Genomic DNA, 23,533 nt, shown 5'->3' with positions numbered 1-23,533 from the left:
CGTTCATAAACTTCTCGATTTAGATGTAGAATTTTGAGATATTCCCTGCCAAATCGACCTGAAGACGTCGAAGCACGCAATCAGCATGCCGCCTTACATAGCCTCCAATGTGTGGGTGAGGCCGTTTCGGATGTGATCTTCCAACAGTTTCTTGGCCGTGTCGGCGTCTCTGGCCAATGCGGCATCGAACATGCCCTTGTGCTCCTTGACGGCCTCTTCGCCGCGATAGGTCAGCACGAGCATCTGATACCGCAGATATTTGTCGTAGATGATCGAGTGCAGAGACAGAAGGTTCTTGGAGTTGCAGGCCGCGATCATCGCTTGGTGAAACTCCCAATCATATCGTTTCCAGGTTTCTTTCTCGGACTCGTCGCCCTTGAGAAGCTGCTGTTCCATCAGGTGCAGTTTGTGGTGTGCGGCAACGAGGTTGCCTTCCCAGTCCGTGTCGCCGTTCGCAATGGACAACTCCAACGCGTGGCATTCCAACAGGACGCGCAGCTCTGAAATCTCTGTCAGGTCTTCTCGTGAAACCGGCGTTACCAGGAATCCGCGTTGTTCAGGAGCTTCGACAAATCCGTCACTGGCGAGCCTGTTCAGCGTTTCACGAAGTGTCGAAAGACTTGCCGAGTAGCGTTCCTTCAAGGCGTCCAACTTCAGTTTAGAACCGGGTTGCAGCTCTCCGAAGATGATGTCCCGCTTGATGCGCTGATAAGTGCTTGCACCTATCGTAGACGGCTGTTTCGCCATGCGTTTCACCCGATATTATCAGTTTCTTCGTTCAGTTAGCATTTTTCGGAGGTATCAGCAATCCAATCCGATGTATGGTAAAAATAAAAATATCATACATTATTGCGGAATCGTGAAAACCCCAATACGGTCGTGGCCAAGTTGGGCAATGCAGCCCGGTCGCAAACATAGGGTTTGGGATTTCCAGACCCTCCGGAAGGAAGCAAAGTGTCTCAGAACTTTCGCATTGCCATTGTCGGCATTGGCCTTGTTGGACGCCGCCACGCAGACGCTATCCGAGCGTTGCGCCATGTTGATCTTGTCGCGGTAGTTGATCCCAGCGACGAAGGACGTGCGTACGCAGTTGAACACGGGGTCGCATGTTACGAGACCCTCGAGGAAATGTTTGCAAATCAGACGCCAGACGGAGCTGTTCTTGCGACCCCGACCACGCTTCATGTTGAACAAGGCCTCAAGTGTATTCGACATGGTTGTCCCGTTCTTGTCGAAAAACCGATCGCCGTAGAAGCCACTGCTGCACTTGAGTTTGTTCAAGCAGCGGAGAAGGCCAATGTGCCACTGATGGTCGGACATCATCGTCGACACAATCCTCTGATCCGGTCGGCTAAGGAAGCCATTGTCGATGGGAAGATTGGAGATGTGCGCGCTGTCCATGCGAATTGCTGGTTCTATAAGCCAGACGAGTATTTTGATGCTGCGCCCTGGAGAAAGAAACCCGGTGCAGGGCCCATCTCGGTCAATCTTGTCCACGATGTGGATCTGCTGCGGTACCTGGCCGGAGAGGTCATGACCGTACAGGCTCAGTCGGCTGAATCGCAGCGGGGTTACGACAACGAAGATGTTGCCGGTGCGCTGTTGACGTTTGAAAGTGGGGCGATTGGGACCATAAGTGTGTCCGACAGCATCGTCGCCCCGTGGAGCTGGGAGATGACGTCTCAAGAATATCCAATCTATCCGTCGACCACTGAGAGTAGCTACATGATCGGTGGCTCTCATGGGTCGTTGTCCGTTCCCGATCTTCGGCTGTGGAGTTACCAGAGAGAGCAAAGGGATTGGTGGACGCCAATCTCATCAACCGCGCTGAAGAAGGGTGCCTCTGACCCTCTGGTCAATCAACTCAGGCACTTTGTTGAAGTTGCTCGGGGCGAAGCAGATCCGATTGTGTCTGGATGGGAAGGTTTTAGAACACTTCAAGTTATTGAAGCTATTCAGAATTCCTGCAGGAGTGGCGAGACTGTCAGGATAAGAAACCTTCAGGAAACGCAACAACAGAGATTGTAGGTATTAAAAAATATCTGATATTTTGTAAAAAATCTTGCAAAATGTCCAAAATAGGTCAAAACTCAGAATCGGAAAAATGCATCATGATGTCTCAGGGAGGAGCAAAGTGATTACCAAACTTACCCGCCGGGCTGCTGTATCAGCCCTGGTCGCAACCGGTGTTCTGTTTAGCGCAACAAGTGGTGCGCTGGCGGAAGACAAAGTGCAACTTCGCCTCGCAACATCAGGATCGGAGACCGACCAACGCTCGGTCGCTATGGCCGAGGTTTTCGCGCCCATGGTCGCTGATTTCGCAAGCTACGAGCCCAGCTATAATGGAACCATCTTCGCCCAAGGCACTGAGTTGGACGCCATCAGCCGGGGTAACCTGGAAATGTCGATCACCTCGGCGCAAGAGCTGGCACAGTTCTTCCCCGAGTTTTCGATCTTTACCGCAGGCTATGTCCACCAGGACGCCGCGCACCAGGTGGCTGTCTTCAACGATCCCTTGATGGATGCCTTTAAGCAAAAGGCCGAAGAAGAACTGGGCGTCAAACTGCTGTCGGTCATGTATCTGGGCCGTCGTCAGGTGAACCTGCGCCAGCCCAAGGATGAACTGACCGTCAGCACTCCGGCTGATCTGGAAGGTGTGAACCTGCGGATGCCGGGCACAGATGCGTGGCAGTTCCTCGGCAAAGCGCTGGGTGCTGCCCCGACACCAATGGCGTTCTCAGAGGTTTACACAGCTCTGTCGACCGGTGCCGTTGACGGTCAGGACAACCCGCTGCCGACTGTGGTTGATGCCAAATTCTACGAAGTGACCAATCAGATCATCCTGACATCGCATCTGGTCGACCTGAACTATATCGCCATCGGCAAAGAGGTTTGGGACGGGCTGACACCGGAACAGCAGGCCAAGGTTCAGGAAGCTGCGGATGCAGCGGCTGAATCCGGTCGCCAGAAGCAGCTTCAGAAAGAAGAAGACCTTGTCAGCTTCCTCAAGGAACAAGGCATGGAAGTCTACGAGCCCGACCTCGCGGCGTTCCGCGATCAGGTACAGTCGATGTATCTGGAAAGTGAATTCGCCGGATCATGGCCCGACGGTGTGCTTGAGCAGATCAACGCTCTGGGCAACTAAGGTCGTCTGAAGAAGGGAGGGAGAACCGCAATGAAAGGCTTCATAAAGGGGTTCTCCCGACTGACCGAAGCGATTGCCGGCGGGATGCTGGCGGCAATCTTCCTGATCTTCCTTCTCCAAATTCTTCTGCGGTATTTCTTCACCCCTGCCGGTTGGACGCTTGAACTGATTGGCATTCTGTGGGTCTGGGTGATCTTCTTCAGTTGCGCTTTTATCGTGCGCGAGAGGGATCACGTAAAGTTCGACATCATCTACCTTTCCGTGCCGATGCGCGTGCGGCAGGTCTTTGCGATGCTGGCGGCCGCAGCGATTGTGGTCGGGATGCTCTACAGTTTCCTGCCGACGTGGGACTACATCGACTGGATGAAAATCCGCAAAACTTCGACTGTGCGCAATCCGTTCTCGGGTGAGAAGATACCGCTGCGCACCGTGTTCTCAATTTATGCGGTGTTCATGCTGGTCGTGGCCGCGCGGTATGGATGGCTGTTCTTTGACATCCTGCGCAATGGCCCACCTAAAACCGAGCTGGAACTGGTCGTTGGGTACAACGTGGTTGACGATCATCCCCGCGTCGACGGAGAAGACGACGAGGAAGCAGACAAATGAGTTTTGAACTTCTTTCCTGCCTGCTCGCTCTCTTTCTTCTGGCAGGCATCGGGACCCCTATCGGTTATTCCATCCTCTTGGCCTCATTGGTGTACCTTGGCACGGCTGGATTGGACGTCGCCCTTGCGGGCGAGAAGATCCTGCAAGGCTTCTACAAAAGCACGATCCTGCTTGCCGTGCCTTTGTTCATCGTCGCCGCGAATATCATGAACGCTGGGTCGATCACGGACCGCCTGCTGAACTTCTGCGTCGCTGCTGTCGGTCGTTTCAAGGGCGGCCTCGGACACGTCAACGTGGTTGCGTCTCTGATCTTCTCGGGTATGTCCGGCTCTGCCGTCGCGGATGCTGCCGGGATCGGCAAGATCATTATTGAGATGATGACCAAGGATGGCCGTTACAGCCGGGGTTATGCTGCTGCGATTACCGCGGCGTCGGCGACGATTGGCCCAATCATTCCGCCTTCGATCCCGATGGTATTGTACGCGCTCGTTTCCAAGGCCTCTATCGGGTCGCTGTTCCTGGCCGGTATTCTGCCGGGCCTGATCATGGGCGTCGTCCTGATGGCGATGAACTATTATCTGGCAGGTAAGCGGAACTTTGCGTTGGAGGACCCGGTTCCACTGCGCGAGTTGCCGGCTAAAACCGCCAACGCGTTCCCGGCACTGCTGATGCCCGCAATCCTGCTGTACGGCATATATGGCGGCGTTACTACTCCGACCGAGGCTGCAGCCGTGGCTGCATTCTACGCTCTGCTATTGGCAGCGTTGTTCTACCGAGCGCTGACCTTCCGCGGCCTTTATCAAGTGTTCGTCGACAGCGCGCGCTCTTCCGCAGCCGTTGGGGTGGTCATTGGTGGCGCGTTCATTCTGAACTTCATCGTCATTCAGGAGCAAATTCCTCAGTCGATCTCGGCACTGCTAGAGGGTTCGGATGTTAGTCCGATTGTTTTCCTGATCCTGGTTAACCTGCTGATCCTCGCGCTGGGATGCGTCTTGGACGCAACGACGATCATTCTGGTGATTGTGCCTCTGTTCATTCCCACCTGCGAAGCGCTTGGGATTGATCTGGTGCATTTCGGAGTGCTGGTCGTCGTGAACTCGATGATCGGTCTGATCACGCCGCCCTATGGCATTCTACTCTTTGTGATCAACGCCGTGACGGACATTCCGCTGCGCGAAATCATCTCGGAAATCTGGGCCTTCCTCGCGGTTCTCATCTTCGCCTTGGTGATCATGATGCTGATGCCGGATCTGGTCCTGTGGTTGCCGCGTATGTTTGGATATCAGGGATAATGTGCCTCTCGGTTTCGACAACGTCGATCCCCGGTGATCTGGCTGAAAAGCTGAGTGCTATCGCTGACGCGGGATTCGGGGGTGTCGAATTACACGAACCGGATTTGACCGCTTTTGACGGATCGCCATCGCAAGTCCGCGAAATTGCATCGGACCTCGGCCTGAAGATTTGCCTGCTACAACCCTTTCATAACCTTGAGGGCCAGTCCGACAGTGGACGGGAGCGCGCCTTTGATCGGCTAAAGCGCAAACTCGACCTGATGAGCGAGTTGGGAACGCAATTGCTGCTAATCGGGTCCGCTTTCGAGGTTGATGCCGCTGCAACCGAAGAACAGGTAATCGCAGATCTTGGCGAGGCGGCCGAGATAGCAAAGGCAATGGGGCTGCGTCTGGCCTATTTGGGCTTGCCATGGTCGGATCTTATTCACTCGGATGAACAGGCGTTAGGCGTCGTTGAAGCTGTCGACAGCCCTCATCTGGGGTTGGCCTTGAATTCCTTCTTCTCGCTCGCCGACGGGTCCAAACCAGCCCGCCTTCGGGACATTCCCGGAGAGCGGCTGTTCCATGTGCAACTGTCCGATGCGCCCCGGCTTGAGATGGATATTCGCAGGCTCAAACGGCACTTTGGGCTTTTGCCGGGGCTTGGATCGCTGAACCTAGCGGGCTTCGTACGGGTTTTGTCCCGCGCCGGGTACAAGGGGCCTTGGTCCATTGCGCGCGTCAACGAAGCAGCTCCTCAACCCGGTGGCCGAACACTGGCCCGAGACAGCTACAGGTCGCTGGTGAACCTGCTGGATGAGGTATCACGGACCGAGCCGGGAAGTGATTTCGGCATCCCGGACCTGCCGGAACGCGTCTATGCGTCAGGCTTTGAGTTTGTCGAATTTACAGCCGATGAGGTAAGCGGCGCGCAGTTGGCAGATATGCTGTCAGCAATGTGTTTTCGAATGGAACGAAAACACGTCACCAAGTCCGTCGAGCTTTGGCGGCAGGGCGCGATAAACATCGTCGTGAATACCGAGAAGGAAGGTTTTGCCCATTCCGCGTTCCTGGGTCACGGTCCCTCCGTTTGTGACATGGGGTTGCGTGTCAAAGATGCGGATCAGACGGTCCAGCGGGCGACCGCGTTGGGCGCACCGAATTTCTCACAACCGGTGGGGACCGGGGAACTGGACATCCCAGCCATCCGAGGTGTGGGTGGCAATGTTGTCCATTTCATCGATGAGAAATCCGATCTGCATCGGGTTTGGGACATCGAGTTTGAGCCAGTCGCCAAGACCAAAGCGACCCAGCCTGCCGGTCTGCGCCGTATCGACCATCTGGCACAGACGATGCGTCACGATGAGATGCAGAGCTGGCTGCTCTACTACATTTCGACTTTCGAGATGGCAAAGTCTCCTATCGTCAACGTTGCCGACCCGTCCGGTGTCGTGCAAAGCCAAGCTATCGAAAGTCCCGAAGGCGAAGTGCGCTTAAACCTGAACGGGGCAGTTGGGCGCCGAACACTGGCGGCGTCATTCCTTGAAGATGGCTTGGGGGCCGGTGTTCAGCACATCGCCTTCCAGTCGGATGATATTTTTGAATCGTCGGATCAGCTGCGGAAGTCCGGGTTTCCCGGCCTCTCTATCCCAGAAAATTACTACGCGGATCTGCAAGCGACATTCGGATTGGAGGACGATTTGCTCGCTCAACTGCACCGGGGTAACATACTCTACGATCGGGCGGCGGGTGCTGAGTATTTTCAGATATACAGCCGCCCCATCTTTAACGGCTTCTTTTTCGAAATTGTTGAACGCCGCATGGGCTATGCCGGTTACGGTGCGCGTAACGCGCCCATTCGCCTTGCCGCGCAAAGCAAAACCCAGACGGTGAAAGAGGTGCAAACTCAATGACCGCGCAGATGACAAGCGATGAGCGAGCCGTTCGCGAATGGTGGCGCACCTCGATCATCGACATGAAACCCGGACAGATCGCTTTTCGCGGCAACGCCATAGAGGACCTGATCGGGAACGTATCTTTCCCGCAGATGATCTGGCTGATGGTGCGGGGCGATCTGCCCAGCGATACGCAGGCCCGTCTGTTCGAGGCTGCTCTGGTTGCGGGAGTCGATCACGGCCCCCAAGCCCCCTCGATCGCGGCGGCGCGCATGGCCGCCACCTGCGGGGTCGGGCTGAACAACGCGATGGCGACGGCAGTGAACATGCTGGGCGACGTACACGGTGGGGCAGGGGAGCAGTGCGCAGAGCTGTACTATGATATCGCGGCCCGCATGGAAGCGAGAGCTTCGCTGAATGACGCTGTTCGGGATGGCTTGGACAGCTGGCGCGAGACCTACGGCAAGATCGTATCGGGCTTTGGTCACAGGTTTCACAAGCCTGTCGACCCACGCGCACCACGATTGATGCAACTTGTTCGTGATGCGGCGGCAGAAGGCACAGTTTCTGGCCGGTTTGCCGATATCGGAGAAGAGGTTCAGGCCGAGCTTGGTCGCCAACGCGGCGGGCGGCCGATTGCCATGAATATCGATGGCGCAACAGCTGTGATCTTTTGTGAACTTGGCTTTCCGGCACCCTTGTCGCGTGGGCTGTTTTGTCTGTCCCGTTCGGTCGGAATACTCGCCCATGCCTGGGAACAGATGAACCAGGGCGGTCGGAACAAAGGGCCGATGCCCCCGAACTACTTACCCCTCTACGAAGACAGGAATGATGACACGTGAGACATCGAAATCCTTCCGGGTCGGCCTTATCGGCTGTGGTCGTATCAGCGATATTTATCTAAAAACACTGTCCAAATTCTCAAACGTTGAGGTCGTGGCTTGCGCAAGCCTTGACCCTTCGGAAAGCCGCACCAAGGCAGATCAATACGATATCGCCAAGGCCTGTACGCCAGATGACGTGTTTGATGATCCGACGCTTGACTGCGTTCTGAACCTGACAATTCCGGCGGCGCATGCCGAAATCAGCCTGCGTGCGTTAGAGGCGGGCAAGCACGTATATTCCGAAAAGCCACTGGTCATGAACCGATCGGATGGAAAAGCGATCCTGCATACGGCCACTGAAAAGGGGCTACTGGTCGGTTGCGCACCCGACACGTTTCTGGGCGGTCGTTGGCAGACCGTTCGGCGCTTGATCGATGAAGGCGCTATCGGGAACCCAACAGGGGTTTTTGCCCATGTCGGGACCCACGGGACGGAGCGCCACCATCCCAACCCGGATTTCTACTATAAGGCAGGTGGTGGGCCCTTGCTGGACCTTGGGCCATACTACCTGACCGCCATGATCTGCTGCCTTGGTCCCGTTGACCGGGTCGCCGGAATGGCTCGGCGCACGTTCGACAAAAGGATGATCGAAAACGGTCCTCGCAACGGTGAATGGATGGATGTCGAGGTCGACACGCACTCCCTAAGCCTGCTGCAGTTCTCTTCAGGAGCTATAGGGTCGATGACCATGAGCTTCGACGTCTGGGACAGCGAAACTCCGCGGTTCGAGATCTACGGTGAAAACGGCACCATCAGCATCCCTGACCCTGACCCGGTTCATGGTGCCAATATCTTTCAGGGGGATGTCTGGTTGAAGACACGGGACACCTCGCGCTGGTCTCATCAGCCTCGTCCAACTGGTCGCGAAAACTGGCAGGTGGTCGAAAACAAACACGGGTTCAATGAGGACAGCCGCGGGCTCGGCCTTTTGGATCTGGCCCTGGCGGCACAAGAAGGACGCCAACCCCGAGCAAGTGGAGCGCTTGCCTACCACGTTTTCGAGGTCATGGACGCGATTGAACGAGCGCCGAAATTTGGCGCTTATCAGACGATAGAAAGCCGTTGCGCGGCTCCGGAGCCTCTGCCGGTCGATTTCCTTAATGATGAGAGGAAGGAGCTGGTTCATGCCGATTGAGACACTCGACTTTGCTCAGCCATTCTTTCGCGTCCAGCACGTCACGGATGAAGACGGAGTATCTGTCGAGGGTCGCGCCATTGTTCTGAACCTTGGGGGGAGGGACCTCGCGGTCGAGGATCAGACTATTGCGCCGCTTTCCTCTGTGATCGTGCAAGACAGCACGCTTAGCGGCGTGGAACGTGCCGTCATTGTCCACGGTTTCGACGCCCATGCCGATGACAACGAGTTGTTCACATGGGTGAAAGATACATGGCCATCTGCTTTTGATGTTCGCCAAGAGGAGCGTCTGCGCGGTGTCAGTCATTACATGTCTCCAAAAGTTTTCGTGGGTAACGTTGGACTGACCATGTACCATTCCGGCTCGGTCCCATTGAATGTCGGATTGCACAAGGATCATCCTTTCTGCCCGGTACCGGGGTTTCGCGAAGTGCATACGCAAATCGTAGGCTTTGGCAAAATGCAGCAATGCCGCGAACGGGACGTTGAAACCCTTTACCTCGAAGAATTCATGGCCCCCGGCACGACGCACAAGCCGATGTATGACGCTGAAGGCAACTATCCCTGGCATCAATACGAGACGATTACCCCCAGCATCTTCATGGCGGTGGAAATACTGCCCGAAGGTGTACGGGTCCCGGAAATGGAGGTTCAGAATGGCTGAGAGACTTTTACCCGAAAACCTGAACTTTGATGGTCCTTTCCCCCGCTTGTCTCGTCGTTTGAAGCTGGGCGTTGTTGGTGGTGGACGTATCTCGGTCACGCAAGCAACTGCCGCGCGAATGACCGACCGGTGGGAGGTCGTCGCAGGCGCGCTCAGTTCTGACGCTGCGCGCAGCAAGGCGCGTGGGGCTGAGTGGTATCTGCCAGCAGACAGGTGCTATGCGTCATTCGACGAGATGGCACAGGCCGAGGCGGCACGCCCGGATGGCGTAGATGCCGTCATGATCACGACCCCGAACCACATTCATTTCGAAGCGGCCAAAGCGTTTCTGGAGGCGGGCATTGACGTGTTGTGTGACAAACCCCTGACCAACGAAGTCGTCGAGGCCGAGGGGCTTGAGGAGATTACCGCGCGCACGGGACACATCTTTGCTGTCGGCTATGCGATGTCGTGTTTTCCAGTAATCCGTCAGGCCAGGCAGATCGTGGCCGACGGAGGAATCGGCAAGATCAACCAGATCCATGTTGAGTTCATGCAGGACTGGATGACGCCCGAAGATGTGGCCGATGCGCCTCATGTAAAGTGGCGGCTGGACCCAAAGATTTCTGGCCCGACCAGTTGTGTCGGCGATATCGGCACCCATGCCGCGCATCTGGCCAGTTTTGTCTCGGGCCTGCCCTTGACCAACCTACGGGCCGAGTTTCATGTCTGCGGCGCGCCAAAGCCTTTGGAAGATACGGTGTTCATGTTCACCCGTTACCAAAATGAAGTCCCCGGAACCTTGATGGCAACACGCCTTGCCCCCGGAAACCGGGGTGGGTTGCGCCTGCGCATATTCGGGAACGAAGGAGGCCTCGAGTGGGACCTGGAGAATTCGGAACAGCTGAAGTTCAATCGGTTCGGTGAGCCGGATCGTATCATCAGCCGAGGTCACGGGCATGGCATCGGTCCCGGCGCAGAACGTCTGATCCGTACCGCGCGCGGCTTCCCTGAAGGGATTATCGAAGCCTGGGCCAACCTCTATACGGAATTTGCCATGGCCGTGGCCGCGCGCCGGGATGGCGTCACCGTTCCGGCCGATTGGCTTGCTTATCCCAGTGTCAATCAAGGCGCAGACGGCGTCCGATTCATAGATGCCTCTGTGCGCTCTCACCAGTCCGGAGGGGACTGGGTCACTCTCTAAGGCTCTGCTAACACGAATGTAAAACACGCCCGGGCCGTCGCCCGGGCGTTTTCATTTCCTGCTCAGTATTAAAAGTTGATATTTTGAAAAATATCAGATATTTTTTACTGCGTGTGATGAAACTGAGATTCGCAGACGCGTGGAGCTGTCGTTCATGGCGAAACCCGAAGAGGCTGGCGCAAGCCCCTCTCTCTATTCCTTGGCGCATCTGACGCTGATTGGCTGTACGCCGCCCGAGTTGGTCTATATCGCCGCGCGGGCCGGGTACGATGCAGTCAGCCCTCGGTTCATTCCGATGCATGTGCCCGGTGAATTCACTCAATCCCCGATCGACAAGGCACAGGTGCAGGCCACCAAAACTGCTCTCACTACCACCGGCTTGAAAGTTCTTGATGTCGAGCTTGCGCGCATCACCGAAGATGTCGATCCGCGCAGTTTTGAGCCTTCTCTGGAGATCGGCGGCGAGCTGGGCGCCAAACGCATGATCATGAGCGCATGGACCAACACCCGCGATGATCGTGACTTTCTGATCGACGTCTATTCCGAGACCTGCGAACTGGCGGCGCCCTACGGGTTAACGGTGGACCTGGAGTTCCCGAGCTTTTCCCGCCTGCGCACTCTGGATGAGGCGCTGGATATTGTCCGCGCTTCTGATCAACCGAATGGCGGTATTCTGGTCGATACGCTTTATCTGCACCTTAGCCGTGTAGATCTGGGAGAGCTGTTGCACGTCCCTTCGGACCTGTTTCACTTCCTGCATATCTCCGACTGCCTGCCCGGCATCGCCGATACGCGCGAGGGCATGATCCAGCTGGCCCGTGATGCACGGTTGTATCCCGGCGAAGGTTGGATCGATTTCACCGGCATCATCGAACGGATGCCACCCGTCGACTATTCGATCGAATTGCCCAACCAAAGCCGCGTTGCCGAGTTGGGATATGAAGAACACGCGCGTCGCTGTCTCAGCCACGCCAAGCGGACATTCGGCCAGGCGCGATCTCAGCGTCGTATGCCCGATGCAGCAATTCTAAATCACCAAGAGGATCATCATGGGCAAAGAGCTCACTGAAAACGACCGACAACTTGCGGCCGATATGCTGGCACGCGCCCGCACTGCTATGGCCGAGATCGAGGATTGGGATCAGGACAGGCTGGATCGCCTGTCTCAGGCCATTGCGTGGTATGCGGGGAATGAGAAGACCTTCACCCGTCTGGCTCAGCAAGGCGTGGACGAAAGCGGCATCGGAGATCGCGAAGGGCGTCCCGCGAAGCGTTTCAAGATTCACATGGTGCTGCGTGATGTCTTGCGGACACCATCGACCGGGATCGTCGAAGTCGACGAAGAAAAGGGTCTGGTAAAATATGCCAAGCCTGCCGGTGTGATCGCATCCCTGATTCCGATGACCAATCCAGCGATGACACCACCGGTGACCGGTGTTTCCGCTGCCAACGCCCGGAATGCTGTTATCTTCAGCCCGCATCCGCGAACCGCCCATACCACCTTTGAAATGGTCGAGGTCATGCGTGCAGCTTGTCGAGCAGCAGGCGCACCCGAAGACCTGTTCCAGTCGATCCGCAAACCTTCGATCCCATTGACGCAGCACCTCATGGAGATTTGTGACCTGACGCTGGCGACGGGCGGCAAGCCCATGGTCAAAGCGGCCTATAGCTCCGGGCGCCCGGCCTATGGCGTAGGTGCGGGCAATTCGTCCATCGTCATCGATGAAACCGCCGATCTGGACATCGCAGCGCAGAACACACGTATTTCAAAGACGTCTGACTTTGGGTCTGGTTGCTCGGCTGACGGCAACATCATCATCCAGCGTTCAATTTACGACGACATGGTCAAGGCGCTTGAAGCCGAAGGCGGGTACCTGTGCTCGGATGAAGAGAAGGCTATGCTCGAAGCTGCTATGTGGGACGAAAAGGGCAACCGCACCTTCCCGACCATCGCCTGCCCGCCTCAGCATACGTCCAGGGTCGCCGGGTTTTCGATCCCCGAAGATCGCAAATTCCTGATGGTTGAAAATCAGGGGCAAATCGGCCCGCAGCACAAGTTCTCCAAGGAAAAACTGACCACTCTGATGGCGCTTTATCACTTCGACACGTTCGATGACGCGCTGGAAACGGTCAGCCAGATCTACAACACCGGGGGCAAGGGCCATTCCTGCGGCATCTACAGCCACAATGACGATCACATCGACCGGTTGGCGCGTCTGGCTCCGGTCAGCCGCATGATGGTTCGACAGCCTCAGTCCAAGGCCAATGCGGGTGCCTGGACCAATGGCATGCCTATGACCAGCAGCCTGGGCTGCGGCATCTGGGGCGGCAACATCACCAACGAAAACGTCACCATGAAACACATGATGAACTACACCTGGGTCAGCCGTCCAATCCCCGAGGATCGCCCCTCGGAGCCGGACCTGTTCGGTGAATTCTACGGACAGGAGGTCGCGTGATGGACGGAGCAAAACTGGAAGGCAAAACCGTTGCCGAACATATCGTTGACTTTCTCGAACGCCGAGAGGTCAAGCATGTATTCGGCCTGTGCGGGCACACGAACATCGCGGTTCTGGCTGCGCTGGCCGAAAGCCCCATCGATTTCGTCACCGTACGGCATGAACAGATCGCCAGCCACGCGGCGGACGCTTACGCCCGCGTGACGGGCGAGGCCTCGGTGGTGCTGTCCCATCTCTCCCCGGGGCTGACCAATTGCGCCACCGGGGTCGCCAACGCCGCACTGGACTGTATCCCGATGGTCGTGATCGCGGGCGATATTCCTTCGCACTATTACGGCAAACATCCGCATCAGGAAGTGAACCTGCATGCAGACGCCGCCCAGTGGGAGATTTATCGCCCCTTTGTCAAACGTGCATGGCGCGTAGATCGGGCAGACCTGATGGCCGAGATTCTGGAAAAGGCGTTTCATCTCGCTGAAAGCGGCCAGCCCGGACCGGTACTGGTCAATGTCCCCATGGACATCTTTTCAGAGGTGATCCCCTCGGACAGTTTCGACCGTATTCGCGACAACACGCGCGCGCTCAAGAAACCGTCGATTGACGATGAAACAGCGCGAGAAATTGTCGAAGCGTTGGCGAAAGCCGAAAACCCCGTCGCTTATGTCGGTGGTGGTATTCTTCTGGCACAGGCCAGCGAGGAGTTACGAGAATTTGTTGAACATATGGGTCTGCCCGTCGCGCATTCCCTGATGGGCAAGGGCGCGTTGCGGGACGACCATCCGCTTGTGTTGGGAATGACTGGCTTTTGGGGCACAGAACTGGTCAACCAATCCTGCCTGAACGCGGACTACATCTTTGCCGTAGGCACAAGGTTCAAAGAGGCCGATTGCTCCAGCTGGTATCCCGGCTATACGTTCAACATTCCCGGTTCCAAGGTCATTCATATCGACATTGAGCCGCAGGAGATTGGTCGGAACTATCCCACCGAGATCGGAGTTGTTGCTGACGCCAAGGCCGCTTTACGTGTCCTCAAGCGGGTTGCCCGCGAGATGTATCCGGACGGTTTCAGCCGCCCCGCGCTGGAACAGAAGATCGCTGACTTCCGGACAGAATTCAAAGCGCGCAACTTGGAAATGGCGACCTCATCGACCTTTCCGATGATGCCAGAGCGTATTCTGGCAGATACCCGCAAGGCACTGCCCGAGGATGCCATCATCACCACGGACGTTGGCTGGAACAAGAACGGTGTCGGACAGCAGTTCGATATCCTGACGCCCGGTTCGATCCTGACCCCGGGCGGGTTCGCGACGATGGGTTTTGGCCCTCCGGGTGCCATCGGCGCAAAGCTGGCGGCACCTGATCGGGTAGTGCTTAGTCTGGTCGGCGATGGTGGTTTCGGTCAAAATCCGTCGATGCTGGCAACAGCAGTTGAACTTGATCTGGGCATCATCTGGCTGGTTATGAACAACAACGCCTTCGGCACCATCGCAGGCCTTCAAAAGGCGCATTACGGTCTGACCTATGGAACAACGTTCCCTGGATCAGCCGCAGCACCCGCAAACGGACCGGGCTATGCCGACATTGCGCGAGCCTACGGCGCGGAAGGGCAAAGACTCAGCGCTGCCGACGAACTGTTGCCCGCATTGGAAGCGGCAATCGCCGGTGGCAAGCCAACCGTGCTCGATGTGCCAATGATCAACAACCCAACACCAACGACCGGACATTGGAACATCTTGGACATATACTCGCCGGACAAAGAGATATCTCACGTCGCGACTTGACGAAACTGGGCGCGTTCAGACGCGCCCAGTTTCTTGTGCCAATGCACATCCGTGCTCGAGAAAATACCCGTCTTAATGTTGCAAAGATTGCCATGGCAAACCGCAGTTTAGTCACGGTCTGACATCAAGTGGCGTTGGCTGAAAGAAAGACAGAATGAAAACCTGAGGCGAACCTCTTCATTGAACATGTCTATCCAAATTCTGCAGAAAAACATCGTATTTTTGCTGACCCAGCGCACATGCAATGGATCACCACATGTACTGTTATGCCAGCTGGGCGAGGTTGCCCGATCGGCAGGCAAAGGTTATGGGCGCGATTGACACAGCACGGTTCAAACACTGCGACCCAATTGACGACATACTGGGATCCGAACTCGAGATTTTCGTGCCGTCAAAAGACAGATGGGAGGTGTTTCCTCGCCACCGGTCAAAAACAAAAAAATTGCTGGATTTTAAATACATGGTGCCAAATCAATAAGCTTAAACAGCGAGCGCCAACTCAAATCGGCATTCACCAGCGCTTTGGCGCAGCATGTTGCAGGAGGCGGTATGTGTCGGCCTGGAGCTTCATTCTTTGTTCGATAATAGGTCTTCGAGATTGTCATATGGCGCGGTGTCCCTAAACTGTTTCACGAGTTCAGCGTCGTTTGAACGATCCCGCTCGCACGTTTTCAGTAGCCGCCATAGATCAAGAAGAAGAATGATTGTCGCTCCCGCGGCCGCAATATTGAAGGCGATTTCCCACACTGTCATTTTGATGTTCCCACAATTGATAAGTTACAATCCCATAACTGCAGAACCTGCCATGATACTTGACGAAAACCGGAACCTGTGGCTCTGAGCCCAACTTGCAACTGAAAGATCCTGTCTCAGGATGACCTGGAAAACCTATTGAACTCAATCAGCCGGCCGACGCCGGAAGAAGAAGCATTTTTTGCCAAACGCCGCTCCCTTGGTCTCGGTGTCGGGCTCGATGAGCATGGGAATATGGTCTATCCAAAAAAGCTCGTATTCGTCGACTTCGAAGCATCCTCATTGAACCTCGAAAGCTGGCCGTCGAAGTTGGCATTGCGTGGATCGAACAGCAGGATGTCGTTGTCGAAAGCAAGCTCATACAGCCAGATCTTGATCTTCTCTTCTGCTGAATACTGCTTGCGCGTGGCGCGGCGGATGTCTTTTACTACCTTCTCGCCGTAGCTCCGCTTGGTTCCCGGTTTCTGTCTCATCTCCACTCCTTGGTGGCTACGATGTGCCAGAAACCCTCTCTTATCAAATCGACCTAAACTGTCCTATTGGCGCTGACGTCAGACAAGGCAGAGGTGGTAGTCTTCGCTGATTTTGCGGAGCCTGACGGCCAATTCCTTTGACGTACAGCCGAATTCGTTCCCGATCTGGTATTTACTGGGGTGCGCATCAATACTTCGCGCATGTACCAGAACCTTCCCGCACTGCGTGGATTTGATGCGAACTACTCTGGCGGTGTCATCAGCATCGAGCTCGACTTCAACATTGGCGCCCGGTTTGGCAAGGAGATCGCAACTCTCGATGATCGGATGCCCCAGACGCTCTGAAAAACCGACCGTCACCTTGAGATCAAACTTGTCCAGCTCGGACTTCAGCGTCGATACATTTCGCCGTGTGTAGGAACGATTGATCGTGGTGCCGCCTGCATGACCTGCAATCGCCTGGCGATGGTTTTCAGGTACGCCGGCGTCTTCGAGCGCGCTGCTCATTGTTTTTCGCAGCGCATAAAAATCCTCGTGCCAATCTGCGATGCCCAAGTGGGTGAATAGTGTCTTTAGTTGCTTCCCGAAATTTCCGGAGATGGCGGCAATATCAGCACCCTTTGCCGGAGAAGGAAACAGAAGGCGTTGATTTGCGGGCAATGAATGAACCCACTCCACAAAACTCAAGTCGATCAGGAGCTGCGGCAGCGGTAGCACCCTTTTGGAGTCACTTGTTTTGACGCGATGTTCCGCCGTGATCCCCAGTTGAAGACTCAGAACACCATCTTGGACGATCAAGTCCGTCTTTTTAAGTTGCAGGACTTCTAAAATACGACTGCCGAGCGTCATGACCAATAACGGGACCCAGTATTTGGCATCCCGAACGATCATTGTGCCCGGCTTCCAGCGTTGGGACACAAAACCACAGCCAGTGAAGATGGGAGAAAGCAGCAACTTGCGAAGGCGATCTTGCGACCAGGAATCCCGATCCTTTGGTTTCTCTTTTCGGAAGAACAGCGGGTCTTTGTTCTTTTCGTTCTGCACTTTGATATGCTGTTGCATTTTGGTGTTGGTCAAAAACCGGATTTGTCCCTTGTATTCAAGCGTCTCCTGAGCGTTTCGAAAAATGGCGTGCAGGCGGTCGAGGTGGTGTCCAACCGTGGTCATTGCCAGCCTCGGAACAAGCACTTCAGCGAGGCGGGCACGTTTTTCTGGCAACGGGAGCAATTCGTCTGCTTCGATTTCGGCGCGGAGTGTGCCATCGTGCAAGTCCGCGATTTCGATTTCCTCTCGTTTCGTCGCATTTTGACGATCCTTGACGAAGCGATTGTTGCCATGCTTCTTCCCGTGCAATGCTGGTATTCGTTGAACGAACCACATAAGGTCTTTGACGTGTTCTGTCGATACAGTTGACAGAGCGATATCCCCCCAAAACTCGAGTGCAATGGCGCCTGTGGCCGCATATTTTCTGGCCATATCTTGTGACATTGCGTTGGCCACAGCGCTCTCAATGTCTCCGGACAACGTGATTTCACCCGCTATGAAACGGTCAAAATCCTTGTTCTCGTCTTCTGTGAGCAGATTGGATGCGGTAATTCGGATATCTTCGCCATCAAGCACATCGATTTCGACTTCATTGATTTGCCTCTGTTGAGCGACCGCCCGTCGTCCAAGGTCTGGCGAAACCGGTGTTGGTACCGGGATGGAAATTGTTTCCCTTGCCGCTAGCAGCGCTGGTTCGATGCTGGACCAATCGCTTCCGCATCGCTGCATTGAGAGCTTTATTTTCGTTTTCCAGTGCTTCGATGCGGGCGTATGCTTCCTGATCCGAAAGCGCGCAATCTGAATTTTGTTCCACCAGAATACGATTGAGTTCAGCGCGGAGCATCTCTCTCAGCAAGGCAAGTGCCTGTTCAGGTGTTATATCTTTTTTGTTCACTGCGTCCACGATTTCCGGTTCCCTCTGCTCGTAAACCGCGAGCAGGCATCCAGCCCGCACTACGGCGTCGAGCGGGAGGTCTGTCTTCAGTGAGAAACGCAGAAATCGGTTTGATGCGCTGCCTGAGATTTTTTTCGGCAGTCGCTTCATGAAGTAATAGGTGCGACCGCGACGCATGAGATAGGGGCCGACGCGAACGCGTCGCCTGGGTCGAAATCCGATCTTGGAGTGGCGAGCGTGTATCCCGCATTGTATCCCACCTTCGGAGGCATGGGATACATGTCGGCTTGAAGGGGCGGAAATCCCCTTATTTTGCCGCTCTTTCGGAGAATGGTGGCTGCGCAGGCAGTTTGCAGCTAGCCAGTCTCACCCAAAATTCCCTGAAAACAGGGAAATTTTTAGGGAATATGCGCCGTTTCGGCGCTATTTGGCGCCCGTAGGTTTGAAATCTGAAAGTATATCAATGCCTTGTGGGCGAGTTCCCAGGACATCTAAACAAGGAATCTTTTGTGCCTTTTCAGTGAAAACTCACGGTACTGCAGGGAAAGGGTAGCCCTTTCAGGTTTCTGTCCTCATGATTTCGTCTGCCGTTGTCAGCATTCGAACAAGAGCGGCCCGAAGACATGCAAGCTCCAAAGATATACAAACTTCGCTTCGGCCACATAGAGCCATAACAGTTTCCGCGACCTCGTCTGAATGCCGCATGAGTTCGATCAGGTGTTCGCCAGCGGGTCCATTGGCTCCGGCAAGCCAGTTCTTTGCGGTTCGTTCTGAGACACCTGCCCAGTTCATTGACGCTTTTACCGCCCGATGTGATCCTCCAAGTTCGCGTTTCAGCGCCGCTGCTATTTCCAGTCGATAGTCTAATTTGTTCATCTGCCAATGTCCTGGTTTGGAAAAGTGTTGCCCATCTTCGGAAATACTTTTCCGAAGATGGGCGATTAACCTTTGGCACACAGGAATCACGGCCATTCCCGACAGTTATGTAATTCGACGAATGGAGGTGCGTTGCACTTGAACTGGCGCGACGATTTTGACGAGAGCTCTGACGCTCCTGAAACGCGGCGCGCTATCCGCGGGGCGCAATACGTGCGCATGTCGACGGAACACCAGCGCTATTCGACTGAGAACCAGTCCGATGCCATTGCTCAGTATGCCCGACAACGAGGTATTGATATCGTTCGAACCTACTCGGATGAAGGTAAGAGTGGCCTGCGAATCCAGGGGCGCGAAGGGCTGAAACAGCTCATCGACGATATACAGTCCGGGCGTGCCGATTTCGAAACAGTTCTCGTCTACGACATCAGTCGCTGGGGTCGGTTTCAGGATGCTGATGAAAGCGCCTACTACGAGTACATCTGCAAACGCGCTGGTATTTCCGTCGTGTATTGCGCTGAACAATTCGAAAACGACGGCAGCCCGGTCTCGACAATTGTCAAAGGCGTTAAGCGCGCCATGGCCGGCGAGTATAGCCGGGAGCTTTCTCAAAAAGTATTCACCGGACAGTGTCGCCTGATTGAAAGAGGGTATCGGCAGGGCGGGCCACCCGGTTTCGGTCTGAGGCGTATGCTGATTGACGAACATGGCGAACCGAAAGGCATTCTCAAACAGGGACAGCACAAGAGTATTCAGACGGACAGGGTCACTCTGGTTCCGGGCCCCGCGGAGGAGGTTGCCATTGTCCAGGAGATATTCAGATCATTTGTCGACGATGGGAAATCGGAAGCGGACATTGCAGAAAGCCTGAATTCCCGTGGAATTCTGACCGACCTGGAGCGTGCCTGGACCCGCGGTACCGTGCATCAGATTTTGATCAACGAGAAATACATCGGACACAACGTCTGGAACCGAAGTTCTTTCAAGCTGAAGAAACATCGCGTTCAAAACGATCCGGAGATCTGGGTCAGGGCAGAGGGTGCGTTCGAGGCGATTGTCGATCCAGAACTTTTTGCTGCAGCAGGAGCTATCGTCGTCGCGAGATCAGCCAGACTGACTGACGATGAAATGCTGGAAGGCCTGCGCGATATTCTTCAGGCTCAGGGATATCTGTCAGGCCTGATCATCGATGAAGCAGACACGCTTCCTTCAAGCGGCTCATACCGTACGCGTTTTGGCAGCCTGCTTCGGGCTTATCAGCTTGTCGGCTTTCAGCCTGATCGCGATTACAGATATGTCGAAATCAACAGACGCTTGCGGGACATTCATCCTGACATCGTTGCACATACGATCGCAGGAATTGGCGAGGTTGGCGGAAATGTGGAACGGGATCCCGTTACGGATCTTCTGACAATTAACAACGAGTTCACTGCGTCGCTCGTCGTTGTGCGATGTCACGAAACCAACGCCGGGTCTCTCCGCTGGAACATCCGTTTTGACACGAGTCTGAAACCCGACATCACTGTTGCCGTCCGGATGGATCGGCCCAACAGGAAACCGCTCGACTATTACCTGCTCCCGGGTGTCGACATGACATTGCCACGCCTTCGGCTTGCTGAAAACAACGGCCTGTCACTTGACGCCTACCGTTTCGACACACTCACTCCGTTGTTTGAAATGGCGGTTCAGGTCCCAATTCCGGAGGCCGCTTGATGACTTACCGTGCTTCGATCGCGGAACTGATCCCCATTGATCTGATTTCGGTCGTTAATCCCCGCATTCGCAACCGAAGGGCTTTTGAAGCTATGGTCGACAGTATCGCAGAGCTGGGGCTGAAGCGACCAATCACGGTTGCAAAAAGAGATGGCGAGGATGGACTTCGCTATGATCTTGTATGTGGTCAGGGTCGGCTCGAGGCTTTTCAGGAACTGGGCCAGGACGAAATCCCTGCAATTGTGATCACTGCAAGCAACGAAGATTGCCTTGTAATGAGCCTTGTTGAGAATCTGGCGCGACGCCATCATAAGGCCCTCGATCTGCTCCGTGACATCAAAGGCCTGAAAAACAGAGGATATTCAGACGCGGAGATCGCGCAAAAAACCAATCTTTCAATGAAATATGTGCGGGGTGTACTCCGGTTGCTGGAAAGCGGTGAACACCGGCTGCTCAGAGCTGTAGAAAGTGGCAGAATTCCTGTGAGTGTCGCCGTCGACATTGCGAATGCGGAGGACAGCGATGTTCAGGTCATTCTGCGCCAGGCTTACGAAAACAATCTACTTCGTGGTGGTAAACTCCTTGCCGCAAAACGTTTGGTAGAAGCGCGCCAGAAACATGGCAAAGGGCAGATTGGTACAGACAAACGGCAAAGGCGATCACTGTCCGTCGAAAGCCTGCTACGTACATATCAAAACGACGTAGAGAAGAAGCAGGTTCTACTACGAAAGGCGACGGCAACCCGTAACGAGCTGATGTTTATCACAGAAGCTCTTCGGACTTTGCTGAACGACGAGAATTTCGTGACGCTGTTGCGGGCGGAGGGTCTTGCGTCACTTCCCAAAAAGCTAACGGACAGGCTTTCTTTAAGGACGGGAGAGATACAATGACCCGCGGCAAGCTGGAAAAACCCATCGAACTGGCGTTCGAAAAGGAGTTGGTGCGGATAGCGCTGGATCGTATCTGCCCGCTCTACGCCGTTCAGAAAGGTACAAAGGAGACGGTCAAGTACGCTCAGGTTGCTGCATCAATCCGGGAAATTGGTCTTGTCGAGCCTCTGGTCATTGCGCCTGACAAATCCGACCCTGAAAACTACATATTGCTTGATGGGCATCTTCGACATGCGATCCTGCTGGATCGCGGAGCGAAAGACGCACTTTGTCAGATCTCCACCGACGATGAAGCCTTCACTTACAACAAACGTATCAGCAGGCTTGCTACGATCCAGGAACACAAAATGATCCTGATGGCTCTGAAGCGTGGCGTGCCGGAAGGGCGGCTGGCGCGCGCGCTCAATATCAACATTAAAACACTTCAGGAAAAGAAGCGCCTGTTGGACGGAATTTGTCCGGAGGCGGCCGATTTGCTGAAGGACAAGCAGGTAACACTGACGAGCTTTCGAATTCTCAGAAAGATGAAACCGTTGAGGCAGATCGAAGCTGCGGAACTTATGGTGACGATGAACAAATACACGGTGAATTATGCACGTTCACTGCTGGCCGCGACATCAGAAAATCAGTTGGTTAATCCCGACAAACCCAAGGCTGCGAAAGGTGTTTCCCGCCAGCAACTGGAACTGATGGAGCGCGAGTCTGCCAATCTGGAACGTGAGTTGAGATTGGTTGAAGATACTTACGGAGCCGATCATCTCGATCTGGTTCTGGCACGTGGATACGTTTCAAAACTCATCAGCAACGCTCTCATTACTCGATACATCGAAATGCACCACGCCGAGTTTCTGCCTGAGTTTGAAAAGATTACGGAGACGGAGGCTCTGACTTCCTGATCTGAGTGGCTTCGGTCAATTAGGGCCGGATCGCGACCGGGGACCCGGACCCAATGAAGCGCGGGGACCGCAGGAGACGCCGCACGGTGGGGCGGATCAAGTGCGGAGGTGGGGATGGCGGCGACCCCGTGCGGAGCCCACCATTCCGGCATTTTCCAGCCGGCTGATATTGTGAAATTTACTCACAAAACTGCAGCGCGTTGGAAAGCCCATCCTAACGCGCTGCTTTTCGGCAGGATAAGCGCCATTATGTTTAATGAATGGGGTCGGCGCGAGTTTTTTGCCGCCAGGCGCGGAAACCCAAAATTTATTAGTTTCCACGCCTTGGAGTAAGCCCTCCGAATTTTAGTCGAATCCGCTTCAGCGCGAATTCGTACTATGCTTTTAACAGGCCTCGCCCGCGTGCAGACCGATACAGCGGCTCAATTTAGCTGCGGTTGTCCCAGTCCGCGTTTGAGCCCCGCACGTCAACATGCACAAAACTGTTGTATATACCGATACCGCCTGAAAACCCTCCGGCATCTCTGACCGCTCTGGCCGCGCTCGCCAACATGGCAGAGTTTCCCGCACCGCAGATCCAATCCGCTGCCTGGAATCTTGAATGGAAGCTGCCAGGTACGCCTCCGACGCACGCGTTGTAGGTTCCGCTGCGGAAGCAGTTTGTGATCTGTACCGAAGCGCCCAATTCCTTCCGGATCAGGTTCATGGCCTTCACAAGCGGCTTGACATTGTTCCACAGGCTTTTCGGTGCCAATCCGTTCTTGCCCTCACAACTTCCGCCGGGGCGGTTGGACGGGCCAAGAATCATGAATTCGTCTGCGGTAAAAAACTCGCTGGGCAGGGTGTCAAAAAATGCACGGAATTCCACCATCTCAGGCGTGTCACTGCGGGAATAATCCCCCCTTAACGCCTCCTGAAGCATGTCACCTTCCACAAAATCGTATTCGTTTCCCTCAAACAGGTCGTTCAT

At 55.1% G+C, this 23,533-nt stretch carries 21 protein-coding genes; 16 read left to right on the top strand and 5 right to left on the bottom strand.

Going from position 1 to position 23,533, the window contains the following annotated elements:
- Positions 1–93: 93 nt before the first annotated feature.
- Complete coding sequence (locus MHN28_RS07660) at positions 94–747, bottom strand: GntR family transcriptional regulator (RefSeq protein ID WP_170328650.1); 654 nt, start codon at positions 745–747, stop codon at positions 94–96.
- A 207-nt stretch (positions 748–954) separates the two neighbouring features.
- On the opposite strand from MHN28_RS07660, the gene MHN28_RS07655 reads away from it, so the two are divergent.
- The 12 genes from MHN28_RS07655 to MHN28_RS07600 all read left to right on the top strand — a co-directional run bounded on the left by MHN28_RS07655 (position 955) and on the right by MHN28_RS07600 (position 15,023).
- A complete protein-coding gene (locus tag MHN28_RS07655) occupies positions 955–2,028 on the top strand; it encodes a Gfo/Idh/MocA family protein (protein WP_239337657.1) in 1,074 nt (357 codons plus the stop codon).
- Between the two features lie 106 nt (positions 2,029–2,134).
- Positions 2,135–3,145, top strand: a complete 1,011-nt coding sequence (gene dctP, locus MHN28_RS07650; RefSeq protein WP_170417163.1) for a TRAP transporter substrate-binding protein DctP — start codon at positions 2,135–2,137, stop codon at positions 3,143–3,145.
- A gap of 30 nt (positions 3,146–3,175) precedes the next feature.
- On the top strand, positions 3,176–3,751 hold the full coding sequence (locus MHN28_RS07645) for a TRAP transporter small permease (RefSeq protein WP_170328648.1): 576 nt from the start codon (positions 3,176–3,178) through the stop codon (positions 3,749–3,751).
- Complete coding sequence (locus MHN28_RS07640) at positions 3,748–5,043, top strand: TRAP transporter large permease (RefSeq protein WP_108859945.1); 1,296 nt, start codon at positions 3,748–3,750, stop codon at positions 5,041–5,043. The genes MHN28_RS07645 and MHN28_RS07640 overlap by 4 nt, the downstream gene beginning before the upstream one ends.
- Positions 5,043–6,935 (top strand): bifunctional sugar phosphate isomerase/epimerase/4-hydroxyphenylpyruvate dioxygenase family protein, encoded by a 1,893-nt coding sequence (locus MHN28_RS07635; RefSeq protein WP_239337654.1) that lies wholly within the window; start codon positions 5,043–5,045, stop codon positions 6,933–6,935. Before MHN28_RS07640 ends, MHN28_RS07635 begins: the two co-directional genes overlap by 1 nt.
- Complete coding sequence (locus MHN28_RS07630) at positions 6,932–7,759, top strand: citryl-CoA lyase (protein WP_239337651.1); 828 nt, start codon at positions 6,932–6,934, stop codon at positions 7,757–7,759. The genes MHN28_RS07635 and MHN28_RS07630 overlap by 4 nt, the downstream gene beginning before the upstream one ends.
- A complete protein-coding gene (locus MHN28_RS07625) occupies positions 7,749–8,936 on the top strand; it encodes a Gfo/Idh/MocA family protein (protein WP_239337648.1) in 1,188 nt (395 codons plus the stop codon). The genes MHN28_RS07630 and MHN28_RS07625 overlap by 11 nt, the downstream gene beginning before the upstream one ends.
- Positions 8,926–9,600, top strand: coding sequence for a hypothetical protein (locus MHN28_RS07620; RefSeq protein ID WP_239337645.1), 675 nt, complete (start codon positions 8,926–8,928; stop codon positions 9,598–9,600). The genes MHN28_RS07625 and MHN28_RS07620 overlap by 11 nt, the downstream gene beginning before the upstream one ends.
- Entirely contained in the window at positions 9,593–10,783 is a 1,191-nt protein-coding gene (locus MHN28_RS07615) for a Gfo/Idh/MocA family protein (protein WP_239337642.1), read from the top strand. The genes MHN28_RS07620 and MHN28_RS07615 overlap by 8 nt, the downstream gene beginning before the upstream one ends.
- Before the next feature lie 154 nt (positions 10,784–10,937).
- The gene (locus tag MHN28_RS07610) at positions 10,938–11,852 is read left to right on the top strand and encodes a sugar phosphate isomerase/epimerase (RefSeq protein ID WP_239337639.1); all 915 of its coding nucleotides are present in this window, start codon (positions 10,938–10,940) and stop codon (positions 11,850–11,852) included.
- Positions 11,833–13,242 carry an aldehyde dehydrogenase family protein gene (locus MHN28_RS07605; RefSeq protein ID WP_239337635.1) on the top strand — a complete coding sequence of 470 codons (1,410 nt, stop codon included), beginning with the start codon at positions 11,833–11,835 and terminating at the stop codon, positions 13,240–13,242. The genes MHN28_RS07610 and MHN28_RS07605 overlap by 20 nt, the downstream gene beginning before the upstream one ends.
- On the top strand, positions 13,242–15,023 hold the full coding sequence (locus MHN28_RS07600; RefSeq protein WP_239337633.1) for a thiamine pyrophosphate-binding protein: 1,782 nt from the start codon (positions 13,242–13,244) through the stop codon (positions 15,021–15,023). The genes MHN28_RS07605 and MHN28_RS07600 overlap by 1 nt, the downstream gene beginning before the upstream one ends.
- A 992-nt stretch (positions 15,024–16,015) precedes the next feature.
- Here MHN28_RS07600 and MHN28_RS07595 read toward each other — a convergent pair.
- The 3 genes from MHN28_RS07595 to MHN28_RS07585 all read right to left on the bottom strand — a co-directional run bounded on the left by MHN28_RS07595 (position 16,016) and on the right by MHN28_RS07585 (position 18,365).
- Positions 16,016–16,249, bottom strand: a complete 234-nt coding sequence (locus MHN28_RS07595) for a hypothetical protein (RefSeq protein WP_239337689.1) — start codon at positions 16,247–16,249, stop codon at positions 16,016–16,018.
- Between the two features lie 78 nt (positions 16,250–16,327).
- Entirely contained in the window at positions 16,328–17,869 is a 1,542-nt protein-coding gene (locus tag MHN28_RS24975; protein ID WP_239337631.1) for a tyrosine-type recombinase/integrase, read from the bottom strand.
- Between the two features lie 13 nt (positions 17,870–17,882).
- Positions 17,883–18,365, bottom strand: coding sequence for a DUF6538 domain-containing protein (locus MHN28_RS07585; RefSeq protein WP_370645671.1), 483 nt, complete (start codon positions 18,363–18,365; stop codon positions 17,883–17,885).
- Positions 18,366–19,283: 918 nt separating this feature from the next.
- On the opposite strand from MHN28_RS07585, the gene MHN28_RS07580 reads away from it, so the two are divergent.
- The 4 genes from MHN28_RS07580 to MHN28_RS07565 all read left to right on the top strand — a co-directional run bounded on the left by MHN28_RS07580 (position 19,284) and on the right by MHN28_RS07565 (position 22,896).
- Positions 19,284–20,777 (top strand): recombinase family protein, encoded by a 1,494-nt coding sequence (locus MHN28_RS07580; protein WP_239337688.1) that lies wholly within the window; start codon positions 19,284–19,286, stop codon positions 20,775–20,777.
- Positions 20,777–21,667, top strand: a complete 891-nt coding sequence (locus MHN28_RS07575) for a plasmid partitioning protein RepB C-terminal domain-containing protein (protein ID WP_239337627.1) — start codon at positions 20,777–20,779, stop codon at positions 21,665–21,667. The genes MHN28_RS07580 and MHN28_RS07575 overlap by 1 nt, the downstream gene beginning before the upstream one ends.
- Complete coding sequence (locus MHN28_RS07570) at positions 21,664–22,563, top strand: plasmid partitioning protein RepB C-terminal domain-containing protein (RefSeq protein WP_239337625.1); 900 nt, start codon at positions 21,664–21,666, stop codon at positions 22,561–22,563. Before MHN28_RS07575 ends, MHN28_RS07570 begins: the two co-directional genes overlap by 4 nt.
- 114 nt (positions 22,564–22,677) lie before the next feature.
- The gene (locus MHN28_RS07565; RefSeq protein WP_239337623.1) at positions 22,678–22,896 is read left to right on the top strand and encodes a hypothetical protein; all 219 of its coding nucleotides are present in this window, start codon (positions 22,678–22,680) and stop codon (positions 22,894–22,896) included.
- 94 nt (positions 22,897–22,990) lie between these two features.
- On the opposite strand, the gene MHN28_RS07560 is transcribed toward MHN28_RS07565, so the two are convergent.
- On the bottom strand, positions 22,991–23,533 hold the full coding sequence (locus MHN28_RS07560; RefSeq protein WP_239337620.1) for a D-Ala-D-Ala carboxypeptidase family metallohydrolase: 543 nt from the start codon (positions 23,531–23,533) through the stop codon (positions 22,991–22,993).

Origin of the sequence: Ruegeria sp. Ofav3-42 (assembly GCF_022347725.1) — a bacterium.
GTDB lineage: Bacteria > Pseudomonadota > Alphaproteobacteria > Rhodobacterales > Rhodobacteraceae > Ruegeria.
Note: the sequence above shows the minus strand (reverse complement) of the source record. Positions and strands in the feature narration are given on the sequence as shown.